The 22796-nt window shown below is 73.1% G+C and carries 22 protein-coding genes; 6 read left to right on the top strand and 16 right to left on the bottom strand.

The features are described 5' to 3' along the window. Nucleotides 1-46 precede the first annotated feature (46 nt). The gene (locus tag AC27IY_RS47160; RefSeq protein ID WP_487181906.1) at nucleotides 47-1405 is read right to left on the bottom strand and encodes an ABC transporter substrate-binding protein; all 1359 of its coding nucleotides are present in this window, start codon (nucleotides 1403-1405) and stop codon (nucleotides 47-49) included. Nucleotides 1406-1543: 138 nt separating this feature from the next. On the opposite strand from AC27IY_RS47160, the gene AC27IY_RS47155 reads away from it, so the two are divergent. Further along, nucleotides 1544-3082 (top strand): glycoside hydrolase family 43 protein, encoded by a 1539-nt coding sequence (locus tag AC27IY_RS47155; RefSeq protein ID WP_344206498.1) that lies wholly within the window; start codon nucleotides 1544-1546, stop codon nucleotides 3080-3082. Here AC27IY_RS47155 and AC27IY_RS47150 read toward each other — a convergent pair. Further along, a complete protein-coding gene (locus tag AC27IY_RS47150; protein WP_344206497.1) occupies nucleotides 3079-4098 on the bottom strand; it encodes a LacI family DNA-binding transcriptional regulator in 1020 nt (339 codons plus the stop codon). The genes AC27IY_RS47155 and AC27IY_RS47150 overlap by 4 nt on opposite strands. Before the next feature lie 179 nt (nucleotides 4099-4277). Here AC27IY_RS47150 and AC27IY_RS47145 point away from each other — a divergent pair, with 179 nt between their 5' ends. Next, nucleotides 4278-5438: an MFS transporter gene (locus AC27IY_RS47145; RefSeq protein WP_487181905.1), complete on the top strand. Its 1161-nt coding sequence runs from the start codon at nucleotides 4278-4280 to the stop codon at nucleotides 5436-5438. Here the strand turns inward: AC27IY_RS47145 and mutM are convergent. From mutM to AC27IY_RS47105, 8 genes are all read right to left on the bottom strand, one after another. Beyond that, a complete protein-coding gene (gene mutM / locus AC27IY_RS47140) occupies nucleotides 5377-6231 on the bottom strand; it encodes a bifunctional DNA-formamidopyrimidine glycosylase/DNA-(apurinic or apyrimidinic site) lyase (RefSeq protein ID WP_344206495.1) in 855 nt (284 codons plus the stop codon). The two genes, AC27IY_RS47145 and mutM, sit on opposite strands and share 62 nt — an antisense overlap. 24 nt (nucleotides 6232-6255) lie before the next feature. Beyond that, nucleotides 6256-6990, bottom strand: a complete 735-nt coding sequence (gene rnc, locus AC27IY_RS47135) for a ribonuclease III (RefSeq protein WP_020543958.1) — start codon at nucleotides 6988-6990, stop codon at nucleotides 6256-6258. 314 nt (nucleotides 6991-7304) lie between these two features. Then, on the bottom strand, nucleotides 7305-7484 hold the full coding sequence (gene rpmF, locus AC27IY_RS47130) for a 50S ribosomal protein L32 (protein ID WP_033409409.1): 180 nt from the start codon (nucleotides 7482-7484) through the stop codon (nucleotides 7305-7307). Between the two features lies 1 nt (nucleotide 7485). After that, entirely contained in the window at nucleotides 7486-8055 is a 570-nt protein-coding gene (locus tag AC27IY_RS47125) for a YceD family protein (RefSeq protein ID WP_371251570.1), read from the bottom strand. Between the two features lie 54 nt (nucleotides 8056-8109). Next, nucleotides 8110-8586: a pantetheine-phosphate adenylyltransferase gene (gene coaD, locus AC27IY_RS47120; protein WP_344206494.1), complete on the bottom strand. Its 477-nt coding sequence runs from the start codon at nucleotides 8584-8586 to the stop codon at nucleotides 8110-8112. A gap of 14 nt (nucleotides 8587-8600) precedes the next feature. Then, the gene (gene rsmD, locus AC27IY_RS47115) at nucleotides 8601-9170 is read right to left on the bottom strand and encodes a 16S rRNA (guanine(966)-N(2))-methyltransferase RsmD (protein ID WP_344206493.1); all 570 of its coding nucleotides are present in this window, start codon (nucleotides 9168-9170) and stop codon (nucleotides 8601-8603) included. Between the two features lie 383 nt (nucleotides 9171-9553). Then, nucleotides 9554-11740 (bottom strand): ATP-dependent DNA helicase RecG, encoded by a 2187-nt coding sequence (recG, locus tag AC27IY_RS47110; protein WP_487181904.1) that lies wholly within the window; start codon nucleotides 11738-11740, stop codon nucleotides 9554-9556. A 54-nt stretch (nucleotides 11741-11794) separates the two neighbouring features. After that, the gene (locus AC27IY_RS47105) at nucleotides 11795-13339 is read right to left on the bottom strand and encodes a DAK2 domain-containing protein (protein ID WP_487181903.1); all 1545 of its coding nucleotides are present in this window, start codon (nucleotides 13337-13339) and stop codon (nucleotides 11795-11797) included. 209 nt (nucleotides 13340-13548) lie between these two features. Between AC27IY_RS47105 and rpmB the strand changes: the two genes are divergently transcribed. Next, nucleotides 13549-13734, top strand: coding sequence for a 50S ribosomal protein L28 (gene rpmB, locus AC27IY_RS47100; RefSeq protein WP_043618345.1), 186 nt, complete (start codon nucleotides 13549-13551; stop codon nucleotides 13732-13734). Between the two features lie 380 nt (nucleotides 13735-14114). On the opposite strand, the gene thiD is transcribed toward rpmB, so the two are convergent. The 3 genes from thiD to AC27IY_RS47085 form a co-directional block, all read right to left on the bottom strand. Then, nucleotides 14115-14918, bottom strand: a complete 804-nt coding sequence (thiD, locus tag AC27IY_RS47095) for a bifunctional hydroxymethylpyrimidine kinase/phosphomethylpyrimidine kinase (RefSeq protein ID WP_449953504.1) — start codon at nucleotides 14916-14918, stop codon at nucleotides 14115-14117. Nucleotides 14919-14935: 17 nt separating this feature from the next. Then, nucleotides 14936-17185, bottom strand: coding sequence for a flagellar basal body-associated FliL family protein (locus AC27IY_RS47090; RefSeq protein ID WP_487181902.1), 2250 nt, complete (start codon nucleotides 17183-17185; stop codon nucleotides 14936-14938). Nucleotides 17186-17455: 270 nt separating this feature from the next. After that, a complete protein-coding gene (locus AC27IY_RS47085) occupies nucleotides 17456-18424 on the bottom strand; it encodes a thiamine-phosphate kinase (RefSeq protein ID WP_423475401.1) in 969 nt (322 codons plus the stop codon). A 47-nt stretch (nucleotides 18425-18471) separates the two neighbouring features. Here AC27IY_RS47085 and AC27IY_RS47080 point away from each other — a divergent pair, with 47 nt between their 5' ends. Next, nucleotides 18472-18705, top strand: a complete 234-nt coding sequence (locus tag AC27IY_RS47080) for an Lrp/AsnC family transcriptional regulator (RefSeq protein ID WP_242379215.1) — start codon at nucleotides 18472-18474, stop codon at nucleotides 18703-18705. A gap of 28 nt (nucleotides 18706-18733) precedes the next feature. Then, nucleotides 18734-19156 (top strand): DUF3515 domain-containing protein, encoded by a 423-nt coding sequence (locus AC27IY_RS47075; RefSeq protein WP_344206486.1) that lies wholly within the window; start codon nucleotides 18734-18736, stop codon nucleotides 19154-19156. A gap of 3 nt (nucleotides 19157-19159) precedes the next feature. Here the strand turns inward: AC27IY_RS47075 and AC27IY_RS47070 are convergent, their stop codons facing one another. From AC27IY_RS47070 to AC27IY_RS47060, 3 genes are all read right to left on the bottom strand, one after another. Then, nucleotides 19160-20257: a D-alanine--D-alanine ligase family protein gene (locus AC27IY_RS47070; protein WP_487181901.1), complete on the bottom strand. Its 1098-nt coding sequence runs from the start codon at nucleotides 20255-20257 to the stop codon at nucleotides 19160-19162. A 64-nt stretch (nucleotides 20258-20321) separates the two neighbouring features. Then, a complete protein-coding gene (locus AC27IY_RS47065) occupies nucleotides 20322-21332 on the bottom strand; it encodes an NAD(P)H-dependent glycerol-3-phosphate dehydrogenase (RefSeq protein WP_344206484.1) in 1011 nt (336 codons plus the stop codon). 4 nt (nucleotides 21333-21336) lie between these two features. Continuing rightward, nucleotides 21337-22047, bottom strand: a complete 711-nt coding sequence (locus AC27IY_RS47060; RefSeq protein WP_423475402.1) for a lysophospholipid acyltransferase family protein — start codon at nucleotides 22045-22047, stop codon at nucleotides 21337-21339. A 74-nt stretch (nucleotides 22048-22121) separates the two neighbouring features. Between AC27IY_RS47060 and cofC the strand changes: the two genes are divergently transcribed. Further along, a complete protein-coding gene (cofC, locus tag AC27IY_RS47055; protein ID WP_423475404.1) occupies nucleotides 22122-22763 on the top strand; it encodes a 2-phospho-L-lactate guanylyltransferase in 642 nt (213 codons plus the stop codon). Nucleotides 22764-22796 lie beyond the last annotated feature (33 nt).

Genomic DNA, 22796 nt, shown 5'->3' with positions numbered 1-22796 from the left:
GTCCAGGGTGGGTCGGAGCCGGGGGCCCGCGCGGGGCCCCCGGCGGCTACTTGGTGACGGTGTAGCCGGTCTTCTGCAGGTCGGCGACGACGGCCTGCTGCGTGGCCTGGTACACGGCGCGGAAGGAGGTCTTGTCGAGGGCGGCCTTGTTGAGCGCGTCACCGAAGGCGGTCTGCGCGACGTTCACGTTGGGCCCCCAGGTGACCGGGATCGTGGTGTTCCTGATCACCTGGTCGGTGACCTGGTAGAAGTCCTTCTGCTGCGGCATCAACTTCGGCGGCTCGTGGCTCAGCGTCGCCTGGCGGCCGGCGTTCGCGCCGGGGAAGAGGTCGAGGCCGAGCAGCAGCTTCGAGCCCTCCTCCGACGCGCCCAGCCACGCGGCGAAGGCCGCCGCCTCCTTCGCGTGCTTCGACTTCTCCGGCACGAGGTACGCCGACCCGCCCAGGAACGGCACGGCCGCCTGGCCCGCCGTCCACTGCGGCAGCGGCGCCGACTCCCACTTGCCGGCCGTGTCCGGCGCCACCGAGTAGATCACGCTGGGCGCCCAGGCCGCGGCGGCCCAGCTCAGGATCTTGCCGTCGTTGACCTTCGCGTTCCACTCCGGGGTGAGCAGCGGCTCGACCTTGACCAGGTCGCGCTCCACGAGGTCCTGCCAGAAGTCGGCGGTCTTGAGCGAGGGCTCGCTGTCGATGCCGACCTTCCACGCGTTGCCGTCGGTGCTCCACCACTGCGCGCCGGCCTGTGCGGCCTGCGCGGCGAAGAACTCGAGCTGGTTGGCGGCGAAGCTGGCGATGTAGGCGTCCTTGTCCTTCTTGCGGATCTGCTCGGCGGCCTTCGCGTACTCGTCCCAGGTGGTCGGCACCTTGATGCCGAACTTGTCGAACAGGTCCTTGCGGTAGGTGAGCACCATCGGGCCGATGTCCTGCGGGACGCCGTACACCTGGTTGTTGAAGGTGGTCTGGGCCCAGATGTTGGGGTCGACGTTCGCCTTCACGCCGGCCAGGTCGGCGGTGATGTCCTTGACCGCGCCGGCCACCACCAGGGCGGGCAGGCCGCGGTACTCGATCTGCACCACGTCGGGGGTGCCGCCGGCCTGGTCGGCGGCCAGCAGCTTGGAGGCGGTCTCGGTGGTGCCGCCGACCTCCGACAGCTTGACGGTGACGTTCGGGTGCTCCTGGTGGTACTTGTCGACGATCGCCTTGGCCGCCGGGTCGCTGCCCTTGAGGCTCCAGGTCCAGAACTCCAGCGTGACGGGCCCGCTCTCGCTCGCGCTCTGCGAGGGGGAGGGCGCGTCGGCGGACGAGCAGGCGGCCAGCGAGCCCGTCAGGGCGAGCGCGAGCGCGGCGCCCAGCAGGACGCGGCGGCGTCCCCCTCGTTGGGGCTGGGGGAGGGTGGGTGAGGTCATGACGAGCTCCTCGGCAAGGTGATGCGTCCCGCGGCGGATACCGGGTCGTGCGTTGGGATCTAACCTGATGTTAACGTTGTCATGCTGTCAAGCCCCCCGCTCGTAACAGAGCCGCAAAACGTTTCGGAGCCCGTCCCCGTGCCCACCTTCCGCAACCCCGTCCTGCCCGGCTGCCATCCCGACCCATCCGTCTGCCGGGTCGGCGCGGACTTCTACCTGGTGACCTCCTCCTTCGCGTACTATCCGGGGCTTCCCCTCTTCCACAGCCGTGACCTGGTGCGATGGCGGCAGCTCACGCACGTGCTGAACCGGCCGGGACAGCTCCCGCTACACGGGCTCGACGTCTCCGACGGGGTGTGGGCGCCGACCATCCGCCACCACGAGGGCACCTTCTACGTCGTCTCCACACTGGCGGTGAACAGGCGGGGCAGCCGCACGTTCGTCGTCACCGCCACCGACCCGGCCGGGCCGTGGTCCGACCCCGTGCCGCTGGAGGCCGAGGGCATCGACCCGTCGCTGTTCTTCGACGACGACGGCCGCTGCTGGTTCACCGCCTGCCGCGACGCGCCGGGCGAGGGCGGCCCCGGCGAGCTGTGGATGCGCGAGCTGGACCTCGAACGGCTCAAGCTCGTCGGGCCCACCCACGTGCTCTGGAACGGCGCGGTACGCGGCGCCTGGGTGGAGGCGCCGCACCTGTACAAGCGCGACGGCGTCTACCACCTGATCGCCGCCGAGGGCGGCACCGAGCGCAACCACAGCGTCACCGCCGCCCGCGCCGCCCACGTCACCGGCCCGTACGTCACCGACCCGCGCAGTCCCCTGCTGACCCACCGGCACCGCGGCCCGGACGAGCCCGTCCACAACGTCGGCCACGTCGACCTGGTCGACACGCCGGGCGGCGAGACGTGGGCCGTGGCGCTCGGCGTGCGTCCCGTCGACGGCACCCACACGCTGGGCCGCGAGGTCTTCCTCGTGCCCGTCGCCTGGACCCCCGCCGGGCCCGTGTTCGCGCCCGAGACGGGCGGCGTCCGGCTGAGCGAGCGGCTGCCCGCGCTCCCCGCCGCGCCGCACGACCCGCCGGCGCCCGCCCTGACGTCCTTCGAGGGCGCCGGGCCCGGCCTGGAGTGGAGCAGCCTGCGCGGGCCCGTCGACCACCTCGTCCGCCCGGGCGCCGACGGCCTGGAGATCGAGGCGGCCCCCGAGCCGCTGAGCGGCACCGGCGTGCCGGCCTTCGTCGGGCGGCGGCAGCAGCACGTCCGCTTCCACGCCGCCGCGCGCGTCCGATTCGCGGCGTCCGGCCCGGACGAGGAGGCCGGGCTCGCCGTCTTCCAGAGCCAGGACCAGCACGCCGGCCTCGCCCTCACCGCGGACGCCGCCGGTGCGCCGCACGCCGTGCTGACCGTCCGCGAGGCCGGGGCCGGCACCCGCCTGGCGGCCGTCCCGCTGCCTCCAGGGGAGGAGGTGGTGCTCGCCGTCGAGGGCGACGAGCGCGCGTACGCCTTCCGCGTCCGGATCGGCGATCAGTGGACCCGGCTCGGCGACGTCGAACGGGCCCTGCTCAGCACCGAGCGGGCGGGCGGGTTCGTCGGCGTCCACCTCGGCCTCTACGCGCAAGGGCGGGGCGACGGCCGCCGCGCCCTGGTGCGCTGGTTCGACTACCGGCCGCTCCAGCACTAGGAGGTCGGTCTCGGCGGGGCGGTGCTGCGGCGGACGACCAGCTCCGGCGGGATCCGCTCCGAGGAGGCCGGCTCGCCGCGCATCATCCGCAGCACCTGCTCGATCGAGCGCTCCCCCAGCGTGAAGAAGTCCTGCCGGACGGTCGTCAGCGCGGGCACCAGGTAGGCCGCCCCCGCGATGTCGTCGAACCCGACCAGCGACACGTCACCAGGCACCTTGACGCCCAGCTCGGCGAAGGCCGCGAGCACGCCCATCGCCATCTGGTCGTTGCCCGCGAAGATCGCGGTCGGCCGCTCGCCGCCGGGCCTGGTGACCAGGTAGTGGGCCAGCCGGTAGCCGCTGTTGCCGGTGAAGTCGCCCTCCAGCAGCTCCCCCTGAGCCTCGGGCGCGTCCTTCAGCGCGGCCCGCCAGCCCTCCACGCGGGCCCGGGCGTCGAACGTCCGCAGCGACCCCGTCAGGTGCACGATGCGGCGGTGCCCCAGCTCCAGCAGGTGCCGGACGGCCAGCCGCGCGCCCAGCTCCTGGTCCAGCTCGACGAAGCCGATGTCCGGGTTGGGCACGTTGCCGGACATGATCACCGAGATCGGGACGCCCGTGACGACGCCGGTCAGCGCGTCCATCACCATCGGCCGGTCGGCGATGACGGCGATCGCCTCGACCGCCTGGTCGGTGAGCCGCTGCAGCGTCTCGGCCAGGTCTGTGGTGGTGCCGCCCTGCCAGCTCGCCAGGTTGACCCAGTAGCCGGCGCGCTGCGCCGCCGTCTGCACGCCGCGCAGGATGCGGGGCAGCTCGTACAGCTCGGTGCCGGCCAGCACCACGCCGACCGTCGAGGAGCGGCGGCTCTTCAGCGCGCGGGCGACGCTGTTGCGGCGGTAGCCGAGCTTCTCGATCGCGGCCTCGACCCTGGCGCGCGTCTCGGGGCGCACGGACGGGTGGTTGTTGAGCACGCGGGACACGGTGACGTGCGACACGCCCGCCTCGCGTGCCACGTCGACCATGCCTGGCGCCCGGTTCATGTCCTCCGCTTCCCCCGCTGCGTCGCGATCATATCCGCCTGGTGGTGACGGCCTCGTCCACGATATTCGTCCGCGTACGGCAGGTTGGTCCGCCTCCTGTGGATCATTAAGCCTGGCTGAACGAAGCCTTCGGACTTCGCCGTTGTTCCCGACGCGGGGCCGGAAGAAGGCTGAGGGGCATGACGACAACCCTTGACGCGGGCCCCGTACGGGCGCGCCCGCTCGCCGTGGCCTCGGTCGCCCTCGGCACCTTCACCATCGTGACCAGCGAGATGCTTCCCGTCGGCCTGCTCACCTCGATCGCCGCGGACCTCGGGATCTCGCCGGGGACGGCGGGCCTCACCATGTCCGCGCCGGGGCTGGTGGCCGCCGTGGTCGCGCCGGCGCTGGCCTTGGCCGCCCGCCGGGCCGACCGCAGGACCCTGCTGATGGGGCTGATGGCGCTGCTGGCGGTGGCCAATCTCGCGGCGGCGCTCGCGCCCGGCTACGCGGTCATGCTGGCGGCCCGGGTGGCGACCGGGGTGAGCATCGGCGGGTTCTGGGCGTTCGCGGCCGGGCTCGGGGCGCGGCTGGTGCCCGAGCGGCAGGTCGGGCGGGCCACGTCGGTCATTCTGGGCGGGGTGTCCGTGGCGTCGGTGCTGGGGGTGCCCGCGGCGGCGCTGGTGTCCTCCTCGGCCGGGTGGCGGGCGGCCTTCGCGGCCCTGGGCGTCGTGGCCCTGGCCCTGCTCGCGCTGCTCGCCGCCACCCTCCCGGCCCTGCCCGGCGCCGCGCCGGAGGCCGGCGCGAAGGCGGGGTTCCGGATGTCGCGGGCGCTCGTCCTCGTGGTCGTGCTGACCGTGCTGATCATCAGCGGCCACTTCGCCGCCTACACCTACCTGCGGCCGTTCATGGAGCAGGTCGGGCAGGCCGGTCCCGGCCTGGTCAGCGCCGCCCTCCTGCTGTACGGCGCCGCCGGCGTGGCCGGCCACTTCGCGGCGGGGGCCCGCGCGGCCAGGAGCCCCAGGGCCGTCCTCGTCGTGCTGGCCGTCCTCATCGCCCTGGCCACGGCCGCCCTGGCGCTTGCCGCCCCTCCCCTGGCCGCGGTCGTCGTGTGGGGGCTCGGCTACGGCGGCGTCGGCGTGACGCTGCAACTGTGGATCATGCGCTCCGGCGGCGGCGAGCTGGGGACGGCGCTGTTCGTGAGCGCGTTCAACCTGTCGATCGCGCTCGGCGCCCTGGCCGGCGGCCGGGTGGTGGACGGGGTGTCGATCACCGCGGCGATGTGGCCGGCCGCCGCACTCAGCCTGCTGGCCGCTGCCGCCGCTGGCATCTGGGGCAGGAGTAGGACGAGCGGTTCATGAACGCCTCCCGCCGGATCGCCGCGCCGCACCGGGAGCAGGGCAGGTCGCGCCGCCCGTAGACCTCCAGTGAGCGCTCGAAGTAGCCGCTCTCGCCGTTGACGTTGACGTACAGGCTGTCGAACGACGTGCCGCCCTGCCGCAGCGCGGCGGCCATGACCGTGCGGACCGCCGCCAGCAGCTCGGCGATCTTCGGCTTGCTCAGCGTCTGCGTCGGGCGGGCCCAGTGCAGCCGGGAGATCCAGAGGGCCTCGTCGGCGTAGATGTTGCCGACGCCGCTGATCAGCGACTGGTCCAGCAGGGCCCGCTTGACCTCGGTGCGCCTGGCCCGCAGCCGCCTGGCGAACTCCTCGTCGTCGAAGGCCGGCTCGAACGGGTCGGGCGCGATGTGCGCGATCGGCTCGGGCACCCCGTCCACCAGGGCGGTGAGCATGACGTGCCCGAACGTGCGCTGGTCGACGAAGCGCAGGTCGGGACCGCCGTCCTCGAAGCGGAGGCGGACCCGCAGGTGCTTCTCCGGCGGCGCCTGCGGATCGACGACCAGAAGCTGGCCGCTCATCCCCAGATGCGCCAGCAGCGCCTCCTGGGCGCCCGACAGCGGCAGCCACAGGTATTTGCCGCGGCGCTCGGCCGACAGGACCGTGCGGCCCTTCAGCCGGGCCGCGAACTCGTCGGCGCCGGGCGCGTGCCGCCGGACGGCGCGCGGGTGCAGCACCTCGGCGTCGGCGATCTCACGGCCGACGACCCACTGGGCGAGGCCGCGCCTGACGACCTCGACCTCCGGCAACTCCGGCACAGGGGACTCCGCTCCTCGCGCGGGTCAGCCCGCGGCGGGCTGGCTCTCGCGCTGCTTCTCGCGCTCGTCGCGGCGGGCCCTGATGCGGGTCCACGCCGCCTCGGCGGCCTGCTGCTCGGCCTCCTTCTTGCTGCGGCCGGTGCCCGATCCGTAGGACTCGCCGCCGACCCGCACCATGGCGGTGAACGACTTGGCGTGATCGGGCCCGCTCTCCTCGACGTGGTATTCGGGCACGCCGAGCGCCTCGGAGGCGGTGAGCTCCTGCAGCGAGGTCTTCCAGTCGAGCCCGGCGCCCAGCGACGCCGAGCGCACGATCAGCGGGTCGAACAGCAGGTGGACCACGCGGAACGCCTCGCCGAGCCCTTTGTCGACGTAGATCGCGCCGATCAGGGCCTCCAGCGTGTCGGCCAGGATCGAGGACTTGTCGCGCCCGCCGGTGCCCTCCTCGCCCCTGCCGAGCCGCAGGAAGCGGCCGAGGCCGAGGTTGCGGGCCACGTCGGCCAGCGCACGCATGTTGACCACGGCCGCGCGCAGTTTGGCGAGCTGCCCTTCGGGCAGGTCAGGGTGGTTGCGGTAGAGGGTGTCGGTGACCACCAGGCCGAGCACCGAGTCGCCGAGGAACTCCAGGCGCTCGTTGGTCGGCAGGCCGCCGTTCTCGTACGCGTAGGAGCGGTGCGTCAGCGCCCGCTCAAGAATGTCGTGGTCGAGCCCGACCGACAGAACCCGCTCCAGCTCGTCCCTGGCTACTTCGACGGCCACGGGCTTAGGACCTGCGCCCACGTGCTTCCTCCTCGGACATCTTCCTATGGCGATGGCGCGCCGACTGGCGGGAAGATGCCCGAAAACGTGGTGGGCGTCGGGGTGATCGCGTTGGCCCCGGCGTCCACCACGGCCGCGGGCGAACCGCCGCCGCACGCATCTGAGACGGTAACGCCGACCGAGGCACAATGGCACTCGGTCGGCATCACGTCAACTGCTGACGAGAAACCTGCCGTGTGACTGCCGCCACGCTTTCAACCAAGCACGAAAGGCGGCGGCGGTCCATCCGGCAGAGGTCCGGTCGTGCCGGCGGATCAGGCGGACGGCTCGATGACCTGACGGCGGTTGTAGGTGCCGCAGGTGGGGCACGCGATGTGCGGCTGCTTCGGCGAACGGCACTGCGGGCAGCTCACCAGGGCGACGGCAGTCGTCTTCCACTGGGAGCGACGGGCGCGGGTGTTGCTCCGCGACATCTTTCGCTTCGGGACGGCCACGTCACTTCTCCTGATCGTTATCTTTGTCGGAAATCAGACCTTGCAACGACGCCCAGCGGGCATCGATCACCTCGTGCCGGTGGTCGTCGCCGGCCTCGGCCAGCTTGACCCCGCACTCCGCGCAGAGCCCTTCGCAGTCCTCGCGGCACACGGGGCTCAGCGGCAGTGCGAGCACCACCGCGTCGCGGAACGTCGGCTCGAGGTCGAGCAGCTCGCCGTCGAGCAGCGAGTCGTCCTCCGAGGCGTCCTCGTCGGAGTAGAAGAACAGCTCCTGCAGATCGACCTCGATGTCCGAGGACATCGGGTCGAGGCAGCGGGCGCACTCCCCGGCGAGCGGGGCGCGCGCCGTGCCGGACACGAGCACGCCTTCCATCACTGCTTCGAACCGGAGATCCAGCTCGACTTCGGCGTCCTTGGGGACACCGATCATGTCGACGCCGAGGTCTGCCGGTGCCGGGAGCGTCAGGGTCATCTGCCGCATCGTGCCCGGCCGCTTGCCCAGGTCATGAGTGGAGATCACCCACGGGGAGCGGGGGTCGAGGTGCTGAGTCATCCTGATCTCGCTAGGCATGGCGAAGATGCTCGCCGTCGTACAAGGCCGAAATGAAAGGATAGCAGGTCGCGTTCAGCCCCTGAGCCGCTCGACGAGGAGCTTGTGCACGAGGTCGGGCACCAGGCCCGACACGTCTCCACCATAGCGGGCGATCTCCTTGACCCTGCTGGAGGACAGGAACGAGTATTCGGGGTTGGTCGGCATGAACAGCGTCTCCACCCCCGACAGGCGGTAGTTGAGCTGGGCCATCTGCAGTTCGTAGTCGAAGTCGCTGACCACCCTGATGCCCTTGACGATGGCGGGGATGTCGTTCTGCTTGCAGAAGTCCACGAGCAGGCCGTGGAACTTCCTGACGGTGACGTTCGCGAAATCCTTCGTGACCGTCTGCAGGATCTCGATGCGTTCGTCGACGGTGAACAGGCTGCTCTTCTCGACGTTGATGAGGACCGCCACGGTCACCTCGTCGTACAGGCGGGCCGCACGTCCGATGATGTCGAGATGGCCATTGGTGATGGGGTCGAACGACCCCGGGCAGACTACGCGGCGCAAGACGCCTCCCAGGTCTACGGGTTCCCGGCGGCGCGACCGTACCAAACGGACGCTTCGCCATAACGACGGACCCTCTCCTCAACGTACCCGTCAGGCCACACAAGGGCTTTTCCCCTGCTTTCCCGCTCGAAAGCCACCAGCCCGTCGTCAACCAGCCAGCCGTGGTCCCGCAGCAGCTCAAGCACGGTCGTCACTTCCGCGTCCGGCACCGCGTAAGGGGGATCGGCGAAGACGACGTCGAACGGGCCGCCCTCGGGCGGCTTGGCGAGCAGCCGGGTGACCTTGTCCGCGACCACCCGCGCGCCCTCCAGGCCCAGCGTGCGGACGTTGTCCTTGATCGTCCGCACCGCCTTCGGGTCGGACTCGACCAGCACCGCCTCGGCGGCCCCGCGCGACAGCGCCTCCAGGCCGATCGCGCCGGAGCCCGCATAGAGGTCGAGGAAACGGACCTCGTCGAGGCCGTACAGGGAGCCGAGCGTCAAGAAGATGCCTTCTCTGGCCCTGTCGCTGGTCGGCCTCGTGCCGCGCCCCGGCGGCACCGCCAGCCGCCTGCCACCTGCGCTCCCCGCGATGATCCGAGTCATGTGCCCCATTCTTTCGCATGTTCCCGCAGGTCAAGAGTGGACAAGTGTCGGCCTCGGCTGAGCAAGGGTCGTTGGCTTCGGCCGGGACGGCACGCATGATGAGTCTGCGGCCTTCAAGATGACCCACATGAAGGCCGACCGGCGTGATCGTGAGCCCTTCCGCACGCCGGTTCCCTCGGCACCTGACCCGAGGGTGGGCCCAGCCGGGGACGGCATTCGGGGGGAGGCCGTCCCCGCGGCTGGGTTTCTTCTTTCTCCCCCGCTGCTGCTCCCGCGCTGTCGCTTCTTCTGCTTCCGCGCTGTTGCTCCCGCGCTCTCTTCCAGCGCTGTTGCTCCCGTGCTCTCTCCCAGCGCTCTTGCTCCAGCTCTCCTGCGCCGCCCGCTCAGGTCTTCTCCAGGTATTCGGCCCGTTCGTCCTGCAGCAGCCGGTCGATCTCGGCCCGCAGGGCCGGGTGGCCGGCGAGGTCGGCGTCCTCGGCGAGCAGCGCGGCGGCCTCCTCACGGGCCGCGGCGATCACGTCCTCGTCGCGCAGGAGCTGCAGCAGCTTCAGCGAGCTGCGCTTGCCCGACTGGGCGGCCCCCAGGACGTCGCCCTCGCGGCGCTGCTCCAGGTCGACCCGGGACAGCTCGAAACCGTCGAGCGTGGCGGCCACCGCGTCGAGCCTGGCGCGGGCGGGGGTGCCCGCGGGGAAGTCGGAGACCAGCAGGCACAGGCCGGGCAGGCCACCCCGGCCCACCCGGCCGCGCAGCTGGTGGAGCTGGGAGACGCCGAAGCGGTCGGCGTCCATGATGATCATCACGGAGGAGTTGGGGACGTCGACGCCGACCTCGATCACCGTGGTCGCGATCAGCACGTCGAGCTCGCCGCGCGAGAACGAGCGCATGATCGCATCCTTCTCCTCCGGCGGCAGCTTGCCGTGCAGGACGCCCACCCGCAGGTCGTGGAAGGGCCCCTGGGTCAGCAGCTCGGCCACGTCGAGCACGGCCAGCGGCGGGCGCCGCTCGTCGTCGCCCGAGGCCGCCGCCACCTGCAGGTCGCCCTCGTCGCCCTCCAGGTCGCCGATGCGCGGGCACACGATGTAGGCCTGCCGGCCCAGCGCCACCTCCTCCCGCACCCGCTCCCAGGTGCGCTCCAGGTAGTGGGGCTTCTCGGCGGCCGGGACGACGTGCGTGGTGATCGGCGCCCGCCCGGACGGGAGCTGCGACAGCGTGGAGACCTCCAGGTCGCCGAAGACCGTCATCGCGACCGTGCGCGGGATCGGCGTGGCCGTCATGACCAGCACGTGCGGCCGGGCGTCACCGGCCTTCTCGCGCAGCGCGTCACGCTGCTCCACCCCGAACCGGTGCTGCTCGTCCACCACCACCAGCCCGAGATCGGCGAACTGCACGTGCTCCTGGAGCAGCGCGTGCGTGCCGACCACGATCCCGGCGTTGCCCGAGGCGGCGTCGAGCAGCGCCGCGCGGCGGGCGGGCGCGCCCATCGAGCCGGTCAGCAGCGTGACCGCCGTGCCGCCGAACATGCCGCCCTGCGCGAGGTCGCCCAGCATGGCCGTGATCGAGCGGTGGTGCTGCTGGGCCAGCACCTCGGTGGGCGCCAGCAGCGCGGCCTGGCCGCCCGCGTCGACGACCTGGAGCATCGCGCGCAGCGCCACCACGGTCTTGCCCGCGCCCACCTCGCCCTGGAGCAGGCGGTGCATCGGGTGCTCCAGGGCGAGGTCGTCGGCGATCTCCTCGCCGACCGCGGCCTGCCCCTCCGTCAGCGCGAACGGCAGCCGCTCGTCGAACGAGGCCAGCAGGCCGTCCGGGCGCCTCGGCCGGGGCCGCGCGGGCCAGGCGGTGGCCGCCTGGCGGCGCTGGAGCAGCACCGACTGGAGCACGAACGCCTCGTCGAACTTCAGCCGCTGCCGTGCCCGCCCCATCTCGGCGAAGTCCTTCGGCCGGTGGATGCCCGCCAGTGCCTCGGCCAGCGGCTGCAGCTTGTGACGGGCCCGCAGCTCGGCGGGCAGCGGATCGTCGAGCGGACCGAGGGTGTCGAGCACGACGCCGATCGCCCGCCGGATGGCCCACGGCGTGAGGTCCTTGCCCGCCGGGTAGATCGGCACCGGCGCGGCCGCGAACTCCGCCGCGCCGCCCTCGTCCTCCTCCTCGAACAGCTCGAACTCCGGATGCGCGAGCTGCCAGCGCGGCCGGCCGCGCGCCCCGAACAGCCCCACCTTGCCGGCGAACATGCCGCGCCGCCCCGGCTTGAGCCGCGACTCGGCCGCGTGGGAGCCCTTGCCGAAGAACGACAGGTAGATCTTGTCGCCGCTGCCGTCGGCGACCTCGACCTCCAGCCAGGTGCCGCCCCGGTTGCGCATCGGCTTGCGCATCAGCCGGGTGACCTCGCCCACCACCGTGACGTGCTCGTCCACCTCCAGGTCGGCGAGCGAGGTCAGCTCGCCGCGCTCGGCGTAGCGGCGTGGATAGTGGCGCAGCAGGTCGCCGACCGTCTCCAGGCCGAGCACGCTGTGCAGCAGCTTGGCGGTCTTCGGGTCGAGCGCCTTCGTCAGAGGCTCGTCGAAACGGCTCACGGCATTAAGTTCTACCGCCTGCGGCCGACAGGAATCCCGCCATCGCCCGGCGCGTCACTCGACGCCGATCAGCAGGGGGTAGCCGCCCTGGCCGCCCGCGTACACGGCGAGGTCGACGTCCGGGCGGGTGAGCCGCAGGTGCTCCTCCACGCCCTCGGCGAGGCCCGGCGGGGCGCCGGCGCCCGTGATCAGGGTGACCAGCTCGCCGCCGGCCGCCACCAGGCGGTCCACGACCAGCGCCGCCACCTGATCGAGCCCGCCGCCGATCACCGCCACGTCGCCCTCGATGAGGCCGAGCACGTCGCCGGGGCGGCACACCCCGGCGCTGGTGAACGCCTCCTCGCCGGCCACCGTCACGTGGCCGCAGCGGGTCTGGCCGGCCGCGTCCGCCATCGCCACCACGTCGTCGGCGAAGCGGCGCAGCGGATCGTGCACGGCCAGCGCGGCGAGGCCCTGCACGGTCGCCCGCGTGGGCAGCACGCTGACCGCCTGCCCGTCCTGACGGGCGATCTCGGCCGCCGCGGCGGCCACGTCGCCGACGCCCTCGTCGTTGGGCAGGACCACGACCTCGCTGCCCGCCTGGCGGATCGCCGCCAGCAGGGCGGGCAGCGGCGGCCGCGAGCCGGGCTCGCGGCGCACCACGACGGCTCCGCACTCCTCGAACAGCGCGGCGATGCCGTCGCCCGCGGCCACGGCCACCACGCCCCGGCCCGCCTCGGCGTGGCGGGCACGCTCGGCCAGATAGGTGATCCGGATCCGGTGCGGCCGCCCCGCCCGCACCCCCGCCTCCACGGCGGGGCCGGCCTCCGGCACGTGGACGTGCACGTTCCAGAGGCCGTCGCCGCCGACCACGACCAGCGAGTCGCCCATCGCGTCCAGCTCCGCGCGCAGCGCCGCCACGGCGTCGTCGTCGGCGTCCAGCAGGTACATCACCTCGTAGCCTCCCCCGGCCTCGGTCATCGGCTTGAGCCGGGCTGCGGGGGCGGGCACGTCGTAGTGGCCGTCGTAGGAGCCGGTGACGACCGCGGCCAGGGTCTCCAGGACGATCGCCGCACCGGCGCCGCCCGCGTCCACGACGCCGCTGCGGGCCAGCACGTCGAGCTGGCGCGTGGTGCGCCCGAGCGCCGCCCTGGCCTCGCCCGCCGCGCGCCGCGCCACCTCGGCCAGGTCGCCGTCCAGCTCCTGTACGGCCAGCGCGGCCGACTCCAGCACGCTCAGCACCGTGCCCTCCACGGGCCTGGCCACGGCCTCCCTGGCCAGCGCGGCGGCCCGGTGCAGCGCGGCCCGCAGGTCGTGGCCGTCCTTCAGCACCTCGGCCAGGCCGCGCAGGGCCTGGCTGACGATCACGCCGGAGTTGCCCCGCGCGCCCACCAGGGCGCCGTACGACAGCGTCTGCCACACCACGGCCACGTCCACGTCGTCGGGCAGGGACTCGACGGCCTCGGCCGCGGACAGCAGGGTCAGGTGCAGGTTGGTGCCGGTGTCGCCGTCGGCCACCGGGAACACGTTGAGCGCGTCGATGTCCGTCCTGGCCCGGCCGAGCGCGTCGGCCGCCAGCCGCGCCCAGCGGCGCACCGCGGGCGGGTCGAGGATCTCCATCCGGCGCCTCCGTGCTCCCGCGTGCGCTACCGTTGTCGATGGAGAATATCTCCGTGCCGGGTTGATCGAGTCTCCCGGCCAGTGCTCCAGTTCGCGCCCAGCGGTATGGATCGGATATTCTCGTCTGGCTGGCCGGTTGTCCCGGCATGCCCTCCGCCCGGAAAGCATCAGCGGACAGGGCTACATCGACTGTTTTAAGGAGCGATACCGTGGCTTCCGTCTGCGATGTCTGCCGCAAGGGGCCGACCTTCGGTAACAACGTGTCCCACTCCCACCGCCGCACCCGCCGTCGTTGGAACCCCAACATCCAGACGGTGCGCGCGGTCGTCGGCGGCACGCCGAAGAAGCTGAACGTGTGCACCTCGTGCATCAAGGCGGGCAAGGTCACCCGCTAAGTTCTTTCACCGCGCGAAGGCCCGCCGCCCTTTCGGGAGCAGCGGGCCTTTGTCATGCCCACGGGCCCTTGGCCGGACCCTTGGCCGGGCCCGACGTCCGGGCCCACGCCGCCGGACCCGCCGTCAGGCGCGCGCAGGCGTCCCCGTCGTTGTGCCCGTCGTTAGGCCCGTCGTCCGGGCCCGCGCGGCCAGACCCGCCGTCAGGCGCGCGCAGGCGTCCCCGTCGTTGTGCCCGTCGTTAGGCCCGTCGTCCGGGCCCGCGCGGCCAGACCCGCCGTCAGGCGCGCGCAGGCGTCCCCGTCGTTGGGTTCGTCGTTGGCCCTTCAATGGATCCGTCATTGGGCCCGTCGTTGGGCCTTCGCCCGCGTTGCGGCGGCGGGTCAGCGCCAGCGCCAGGCGTGGTCCACGGGGCCGATGCCCTTGCCCAGGGGGAAGCCGTGGGCGATGGCGCCGGTCACGTACTCCTTGGCCGCCCGCACCGCCTCCGGCACGTCGTCGCCCAGCGCGAGGCGGGAGGCGATGGCCGAGGCCAGCGTGCATCCGGTGCCGTGAGTGTGGCGGTTGTCGTGACGCTCGGCGGCGAAGCGGTGCTCCTCGGCGCCGTCGGTCAGCAGGTCCACCGGCGCGCCCGGCAGGTGGCCGCCCTTGATCAGTGCCCATTTGGGGCCCAGCGCGAGGACGGCGTCGGCCGCGCGGCGCAGGCCGTTCTCGTCCTCGACCTTGACCGAGGTGAGCTGCTCGACCTCCCACAGGTTCGGCGTCGCCACCGTGGCCACCGGGAGCAGCCGGGTGCGCATCGTCTCCACGGCCTCCTCCGCGAGCAGTGAATCGCCGTGCTTGGACACCCCGACGGGGTCGACGACGACCGGCGCGCCGTACCGGCCGAGGACTTCGGCGACCACCTCGACCAGGACGGGCGAGGCCAGCATGCCGGTCTTGACCGCCTGCGTGCCGATGTCGCCGAGCACGGAGTCGAGCTGCGCCCGTACGGCCTCGGGCGGCAGCTCCCAGTAGCCCTGGACGCCGAGCGAGTTCTGCGCGGTCACCGCCGCGATGACGCTCATGCCATGGACGCCCATGGCCATCATGGTCTTCAGGTCGGCCTGGATGCCCGCGCCTCCCCCGGAGTCGGAGCCGGCGACGGTGAGCACGCGTGGAGGGGTCGAAACCGTCATGTCCCCCATCCAACCATTTGACCCGGTCAGGTGACGGCGCACTCCCCGCTGACCATGCCGCAGGTCTCCGCCTGCTCGCCCTTGCCCGTCGCGGTGAACGTGACCTCCGCCGAGTCACCGGCCGCCAGGGTGCTCGGCACGTCCAGGATCAGCAGGTCTCCGTCCTGCGTCCAGGTCGCGCCGCGCACGCTCAGCACCTTGCCCTCGACCGGCACCGAGACCGTGGGGGCGGCCAGCGCCCGTGTCGAGGTGTTCGCGACCTTGAGGCTCGCCGAGTAGGAGCCGACACGCTGCTTGATCGTCTGCTGGACGTTGATCGAGCCGCCGGCGGCGCCGCCCTGCCCGAACGGGCCGGGGCGGTCGGTGTCGACCGGAGTCGGCTGCGAGGGGGCCTCGGTCGCGCCGCCGTCGGAGGAGGGCTCGGGGTTCGGGTTGGGGGTGAGCGTGTCGCTCTCCTCCGCGCCCGTCGGCTCCTCCGTCACCCGCTTGGTCGGCTGCGCGGACGCCTTCACCCTGGTCCTGGTGGGCTTCGGCGTGGGCGAGGTGGTGCGGCGGGGGGCGCGGGCGACGTACGAGGCGGTGGGCGTCGGGCGGCCGGACGGCGTGGTCTTCTCCTCGTCCGCCGTCGGCTCCTCCTCGGGCTCGCTCTCCTCTTCCTCCGCCGCCGGGTCGGCGACGGAGGGGCCGGGGGCGGCCGGGGTCTTCTGTACGGCCGCGCAGGTCGCGCCCTCGCACTTGGCCGGGTCGCCGGAGCTCATCAGCTTCACGCCCGCCACCGTGCCGCCGAGCACCACGGCCACGGCGGCGACGGACAGCAACGCCATGCGGCCCTTGCCGCCGCCGGACGACGACGGGGCGGCCAGGTCGTCGCCCCTGCCCCGGCCGCTGTCGCTGCCCTTGTCACGGTCCTTGTCGCCGTCGCGGTCCTTGCGGCGGCCGCGGCGGCCCTTGGGCTCGTCCTGGTCGTCGAGGTCGTCGAGGCCCGAGTCGGCGGACCAGCCGGAGGTGAGGAAGCCGGTCTCGGCCTCCGCCCACGCCGGGGTCCTGACCGCCGCCGTGGGCTCGCCGGCCACCTTGATGTCGCCAGGCATGGGCGGGCCCGCAGGGGGCGCGTCGAACCTGGCGGTACGGTCGGCCGGGCCGTCGAACGCGCCTCCGGCCTGCCCTTCCTGGTCGTCGAAGAACCCTTCACCGCGCATCGGCCGCGCGAAGGGGTCACTCCCCGGCCCGGTCGCGCCGGGCTGGTCAAAGGGGCCGGTCCCACTCGGCTGGCCGAAAGGACCAGTCCCGGTGGGCTGGTCGAACGGGCCGGTGCCACCGGGCCGGTCGAAGGGGCCGGTGCCGCCGGATCGGTCGGCAGAGCCAGGACCGCCGACCTGGTCGAAGGGGCCGGTTCCGCCAGGCCGACCGGAGCCGGGGCCGCCGACCTGGTCGAAGGGGCCAGTGCCGCCGGGCCGGTCGAAGGGGCCGGTGCCGCCGGGGCCGGCACCGCCGGGGCCGGTGCCGCCGGGGCCGGTGGGGGCGCCGAACGGGCCGGGGCCGAAGGGGCCGCCGCTCTGGGCGTCCTGCGGGCCGGACGGGCCGGGGAATGCGGCGGTGCGCTCGGCGGGGGCGTCGAAGAAGCCGCCACCGGGCCGGGGGCCTTCGCCACGTCCCGGAGCCCTGTCGACCGGCCCAGGCACGTCGAAGTCACCCGTGGCGGGCCCGCCGAACGAGGCGGCTCCGCCCGGAGTCCGCGGACCGCCGGCGGGATCGCCAGGCAGGCCGGCCCCAGGGCCACGGGAGCCGGCGGGATCGCCGGGGAAGCCGGAGCCGGCGGGGCGAGGGCCGGAGGCGGGATCGCCGGGGAAGCCGGAGCCGCCGGGCCGAGGGCCGGAAGCGGGGTCGCCGGGGAAGGCGGAACCAGGGGCTCCAGGCCCGAAGGCGGGGTCGCCGGGGCGGCCGGAACCGGGGGTTCCAGGGCCGGAGGTCGGGTTGCCGGGGAAGCCGGAGCCGGAGGCAGGGTCGCCAGGGAAAGCGGGGGTGCCGGGGCCGCTGGAGGTGCCGGGGCCCGTGGAGGTGCCGGGGCCCGTGGGGGTGCCGGGAGAGGGGGCGTCCCAATCTGCGGGGCGGGCGAAGGCGCCCGTCACCTCGAAGGGGCCGGCCTGGTCGCCAGGGGGCGGCGGGAAGGCACTCGCGGGTCCGCCGGCGGAGTCGGTGGGCAGCGCGAAAGCTCCGGTGACCTCGAACGGCTCGGCCCCCGGCCCGCGCGGCGGCTCGCCCTCGCGGCGCCGCATCGGGGCCCACTGCCCCGTGACCTCGGGCCGGTCCGGCAGGGACGGCCAGCCTGGCGGCTCGGCCTCCTCGTCAGGACCCCAGAATGCGCTACTGCTCCCCCGTTCATCCCCGTCGTCGGATCCACCTGTGCCGTGGCGGCCCATGGCTGCCCTTTCTGCCGGTTACAGTTGGCCGCCAATCTTCATAACACCTTTGCTACGCCGTTGTCACAGCAATCCCACTAGTCGTACCTCAAACCGGGAAAATATCCCAAAAATCGGGACAGATCATCACCGAAAGTGATCCCAGCCGCCACGTCCCATTTCTCGCCCGTACACGAGAATCCCTTCACCTTCGACCACCCGCCCCACGACCTGCCACTCCGCGGGCAACCGCACCCCGGCGGGAAAGACCGCCGCGAGCGCGTGATCCTCGCCACCCGTGAGCACCCATTCCAAGGGATCGGCTCCCAGCTCCTTGGCCGCCGCCAGCACCGGCTCGCCCACCGTGAACGCCTGCGGATCCAGCTCGATCCGCACCCCGCTCGCCGTGGCCACGTGCCCGAGGTCCTGCAGCAGCCCGTCGCTGACGTCCAGCATCGCGCTCGCGCCCAGCTCGGCGGCGCGCGGCCCCTCCTCGTACGGCGGGCAGGGCCGTCGGTGCGCCGCCACCGCCCGTTCCAGCGCCTCGGTACGGGCCGGCACCCCGGCGTCGAGCAGCGCGAGCCCGGCCGCCGCGTGCCCGAGCCGCCCCGCCACCGCCACGACCTGCCCCGGCCGTGCGCCGTCCCGCCGGACGGGGGCCCGCCCGCCCAGGTCGCCCAGCGCGGTGACCCCGAGGACCACCAGGTCGCACCGGGTCACGTCGCCCCCGGCCACGCTCGCGCCGACGACCGCGCACTCGTCGCGAAAGCCGTCGGTCAGCCCGTCCAGCCAGGTCACGGGCAGGTCGGCGGGGATGCCGAGGCCGATCACCAGCGCGGTCGGGGCAGCGCCCATGGCGGCGACGTCGGCGAGGTTCTGGGCGGCGGCCTTGCGGCCCACGTCGTACGGGCTGGACCAGTCGCGCCGGAAGTGCCGGCCCTCCAGCAGCAGATCGGTGGAGACCACGACCCGCCCGTCGGGGGCGGCGACGAGCGCCGCGTCGTCCCCCGGACCCAGCATTACTGCCGCTCCCTGGGGAAGACGGCCGGTAATACGATTTACCACGCCGAATTCGCCGAGATCCCCGACTGTGATGACGCACCTCCTGACGCACACAGGGTACGGTGGCCCTTCGGCGTGATCCAATCGCCCGGGAGGACGTGATGGTGCAGGCCTACATCCTTATTCAGACCGAGGTCGGCAAGGCCGCCGCAGTGGCCGGGGAGATCTCCGGGATCCCCGGTGTGACGCAGGCGGAGGACGTGACCGGTCCCTACGACGTGATCGTCCGCGCGGAGGCCCGTAACGTGGACGAGCTGGGCAAGCTGGTGGTGGCCCAGATTCAGGCGGTGGAAGGGATCACGCGTACGCTGACGTGTCCGATCGTCCACATCTGAGCCGTCCCGTTCCGAAGGTAGTCGTCGCATGCGTGCCGCCGCCGTCCTGCTCGTTCTCCTAGCGCTCGCCGGTTGCGGCGGCACCGTCCAGGTGGAGCCGCCGGTGCCCGCGGGCCCGGCGGTCGCCGCCTGCGACAAGCTGGCCACGCTGCTGCCCGCTTCCCTCGACGGGGCCGAGCGCGGCACGTCGGAGCCGCCTTCGCCGTACGTCGCCGTCTGGGGGGACGGCGCGATCGCGCTGCGCTGCGGCGTGCCCCGCCCGGTGCGGATGGCGCCGACGGACCAGCTCCAGGAGATCAACGGCGTCGGCTGGTTCGCCGACCCCGAGCGGCCCGCGTTGTACACCGCCGTGACGGACACCGCGTACGTGGAGGTCACGATCGGCGGCGGCCACACGCCCGGCGACGTGCTCGCCGAGCTGTCCGGCCCGGTGGGCCGGATGGCGGGATAGCGCTCATCGCAGCCCGGCCGGCCGGTTGAGCGCGAGCTGGATGAGCCGGTCCACGAGCTCCGCGTACGGCACCCCGGTGGCGGCCCAGAGCTGCGGCGCCACCGACAGCGAGGTGAAGCCCGGCATGGTGTTGATCTCGTTGAGTATCAGCCGCCCGTCGGGCGTGTAGAAGAAGTCGACCCGCGAGAGCCCTTCGCAGTCGAGCGCCTCGAACGCCCGCACCGCGAGGGCCCGCAGCTCCTCGGCCGTCTCGGCGGGGATGTCGGCGGGGACGGTGAGCGACATCTGGTCGGGGTAGTACTTGGCCTCGAAGTCGAAGAACTCCTGCCCGCCCTCGACCTTGACCTCGCCGGGCACGGACGCCGCGGCCGGCTCGTCGCCGGGCGACTCCAGCACCGCGCACTCGATCTCGCGGCCCTCGATGGCGGCCTCGATGAGCACCTTGGGGTCGTGCTGCCGGGCGAACTCCACGGCCTGTTCGAGCTGGGCCCGGTCGGCGGCCTTGGAGATGCCCTGGGAGGAGCCGGCCCGTGCGGGCTTGACGAAGACCGGGTAGCCGAGCCGCTCCTCGGCCTCCTTGAGCACCAGCTCGCGGTTGAGCCGCCAGTCGCGGTCGCGTACGGCGACGAACTCGCCGGTCGGCAGCCCGACCGCGGCGAGGACGGTCTTCATGTACGCCTTGTCCATGCCGACGGCGCTGGCCAGCACGCCGGAGCCGACATAGCGGACGCCGGCCATCTCCAGGAGGCCCTGGATGGTGCCGTCCTCGGCGAACGGGCCGTGCATCACGGGGAACACCACGTCGACCGTCCCGAGCTCGACGGGGATGGCGCCGGGGTCGTAGGCCACGAGGGAGCTGCCGCCGGAGGGCAGCGCGAGCGCCGCCCCCGAGGTGTCGACGACCGGCAGCTCGCCCTCCTCGATGGCGAACCGCTGGTCGGACGAGGCCAGCACCCACCTGCCGTCCTGGGCGATCCCGATCGGGATCACCTCGTACTTGCTCCTGTCGATCACATCCAGCACGCTGCCCGCGCCCATCAGGGACACGGCATGCTCGGAATTGCGACCTCCGAAAACGACGGCGACGCGTGGCTTGCTCATGGTGTCCGAATCTACCGGGGTGTCCCCTGTACAGCGAGTCAGCCCCGGCGCACGGCGCGCCCGGTCAGACGCCGTACCGCTCCGGTTTGGGCGAGCGCGACATGAGCAGCATGCCGGCCTCGGCCGGCGACATGCCGTCGTGCACCACCCCGACCACGACCTCGGTGATCGGCATCTCGACGTCGTGCTTGCGGGCGAGCGCCAGCACCGACTCGCAGGACTTGACGCCCTCGGCGGTCTGCCTGGTGGCGGCGACCACCTCGGCGAGGGTCATGCCACGCCCGAGGTTCTCGCCGAAGGTGCGGTTGCGCGACAGCGGCGAGTTGCAGGTGGCGACGAGGTCGCCCATGCCGGCGAGCCCGGCGAAGGTGTGCGGGTCGGCGCCCAGGGCCGCGCCGAGCCGCTGCATCTCGGCCAGCCCACGGGTGATGAGCATGGCGCTGACGTTGTCGCCCATGCCCATGCCGGCCGAGACGCCGACGGCGAGCGCGATGACGTTCTTGACCGCGCCGCCCAGCTCGACGCCGACGACGTCGGGGTTGGTGTACGGGCGGAACCACGGCGGCAGGTGGCAGATCGCCTGCAGTTTCTCGGCGACGGACTCGTCGGCGCAGGCCACGACGGTGGCGGCGGGCTGGCGCTGGGCGATCTCCTTGGCCAGGTTGGGGCCGGAGACGACGGCCACCCGCTCCTCCGGCACCTCGGCCACCTCGCGGATCACCTCGCTCATCCGCTTGGTGGTGCCGAGCTCGATGCCCTTCATGAGGCTGACCAGGACCGCTCCGCGCGGGATGTGCTCGCGCCAGGCGGCCAGGTTGGCCCGCAGGGTCTGCGAAGGCACGCACAGCACCACGAAGTCGGCGCCGTCGAGGGCCCGCTCGGGGTCGGTGGTGGCGCGCAGCGTGGGCGGCAGGGGGATGCCGGGGAGGTAGTCGGCGTTCTCGTGGGTGCGCTCGATGGCCTCCATCTGCTCGGGCCTGCGCCCCCACAGCGTGACCTCGTTGCCCGCCTCCGCGAGGATCATCGCGAACGTGGTGCCCCACGAGCCGGGGCCGAACACGGCGACTCTCGTCATGCGGTCACCGCCTCGCGGGGTCGTAGGGGGACTCGGGGGCCTTCTCGCCGCGCAGCTCGGCGAGCTGCGCGGTGATCGCCGCCATGATGTCGGCCGTGGCCTCGCGCAGGACGTCGCCCTGCGGCGGCCGACCGGCGTATGCGGACAGGTCGACCGGCGGGCCCACCGACACGCGGAAGGTCTTGCGGGGGAAGAGCCGCGGCTTCTTCTCGCCGTACGGCAGCAGCTCGTGCGCCCCCCAGTGGGCGATCGGGATGACCGGGACGCCGCTCTCCAGCGCCAGCCGGGCCGCGCCGGTCTTGCCCACCATCGGCCAGAGGGCGGGGTCACGGGTGCAGGTGCCCTCGGGATAGAACAGGATCGCGCAGCCGTCCTGGAGCCGTTCGGAGGAGATCCGCAGCGAGCGCGCGGCCTCGGCGCTGCCGCGTTCGACGGGGATGGCCAGCAGCCCGATCAGGGCCTGGCGAAGCAGAGGGACACGGAACAGCGCGGACTTGGCGAGGACGACCGGCCAGCGCCCGTTGTTGAAGAGGAAGTGCGCGAGCAGGACGGGGTCCGTCCAGGAGAGGTGGTTGGCCGCGATGATGATGCCGCCGGTGCGCGGGAGGCGCTCGCCGTGCCGCCAGTCCCGCTTGACCAGGAGCCGGGAGAGTGGTTTCACGACGACGACTGCCAGGGTCTCCCAGAAACGCGACGGTCGCGTGCGGCGGCTCATGGACTCCTCCTCGGGTATGCGCCCCAAGTCTCCCGGTTGCCCGCCGAGGATGTCGAGGCGCGATGCTTAAGGGTATGAGCTCTCGGTGGTCCCTGGTCATTCCGGTCAAGACGCTGGTCGCCGCGAAGACCCGGCTGGCCGACGCGACGGGACCGCACCGCACGAGGTTCGCCGTGGCGGTGGCGAGCGACACCGTGGCGGCCGCGTTGTCCTGCCCGGCGGTGGCGCGGGTGATCGTGGTGACCGCCGATCCCGCGGCGGCGGGCCCGCTCGCGGCGCTGGGCGCGGAGGTGGTGCACGACCCCGACCGCGGGCTGAACACCGCGCTCCGCACGGGCGCCGCGCACGCCGTGACCGTCGCGCCGGGCGAGGCGGTGGGGGCGCTGCAGGCCGACCTGCCGGCGCTGCGGCCGGCCGAGCTGGCGACGGCGCTGGAGGCGGCGGCCGAGTTCGACCAGGCGTTCGTGCCCGACGCGCTCGACGTCGGCACCACGTTCTACGGGGTACGGCCGGGGGTGCCGTTCACGCCGCGCTTCGGCGGGGAGTCGCGGGCCAGGCACCTGGCGGGCGGCGCGAAGGAGCTGTGCGTGCCGGGCATCGACTCGGTCCGGCGCGACGTGGACACCCCCGCCGACCTGGCGGCGGCGATCGCGCTGGGGCTGGGGCCGCACACGGCGGCGCTGGTCGCCGCGCTGTGGCCGGGCTCCGGGGCCTGACCGCTCGCCGCGCCCCCGGCGCACGGATTACGC

This window comes from Nonomuraea sp. B208 (assembly GCF_057536035.1).
This window is presented reverse-complemented; position numbering and strand designations above follow the sequence as displayed.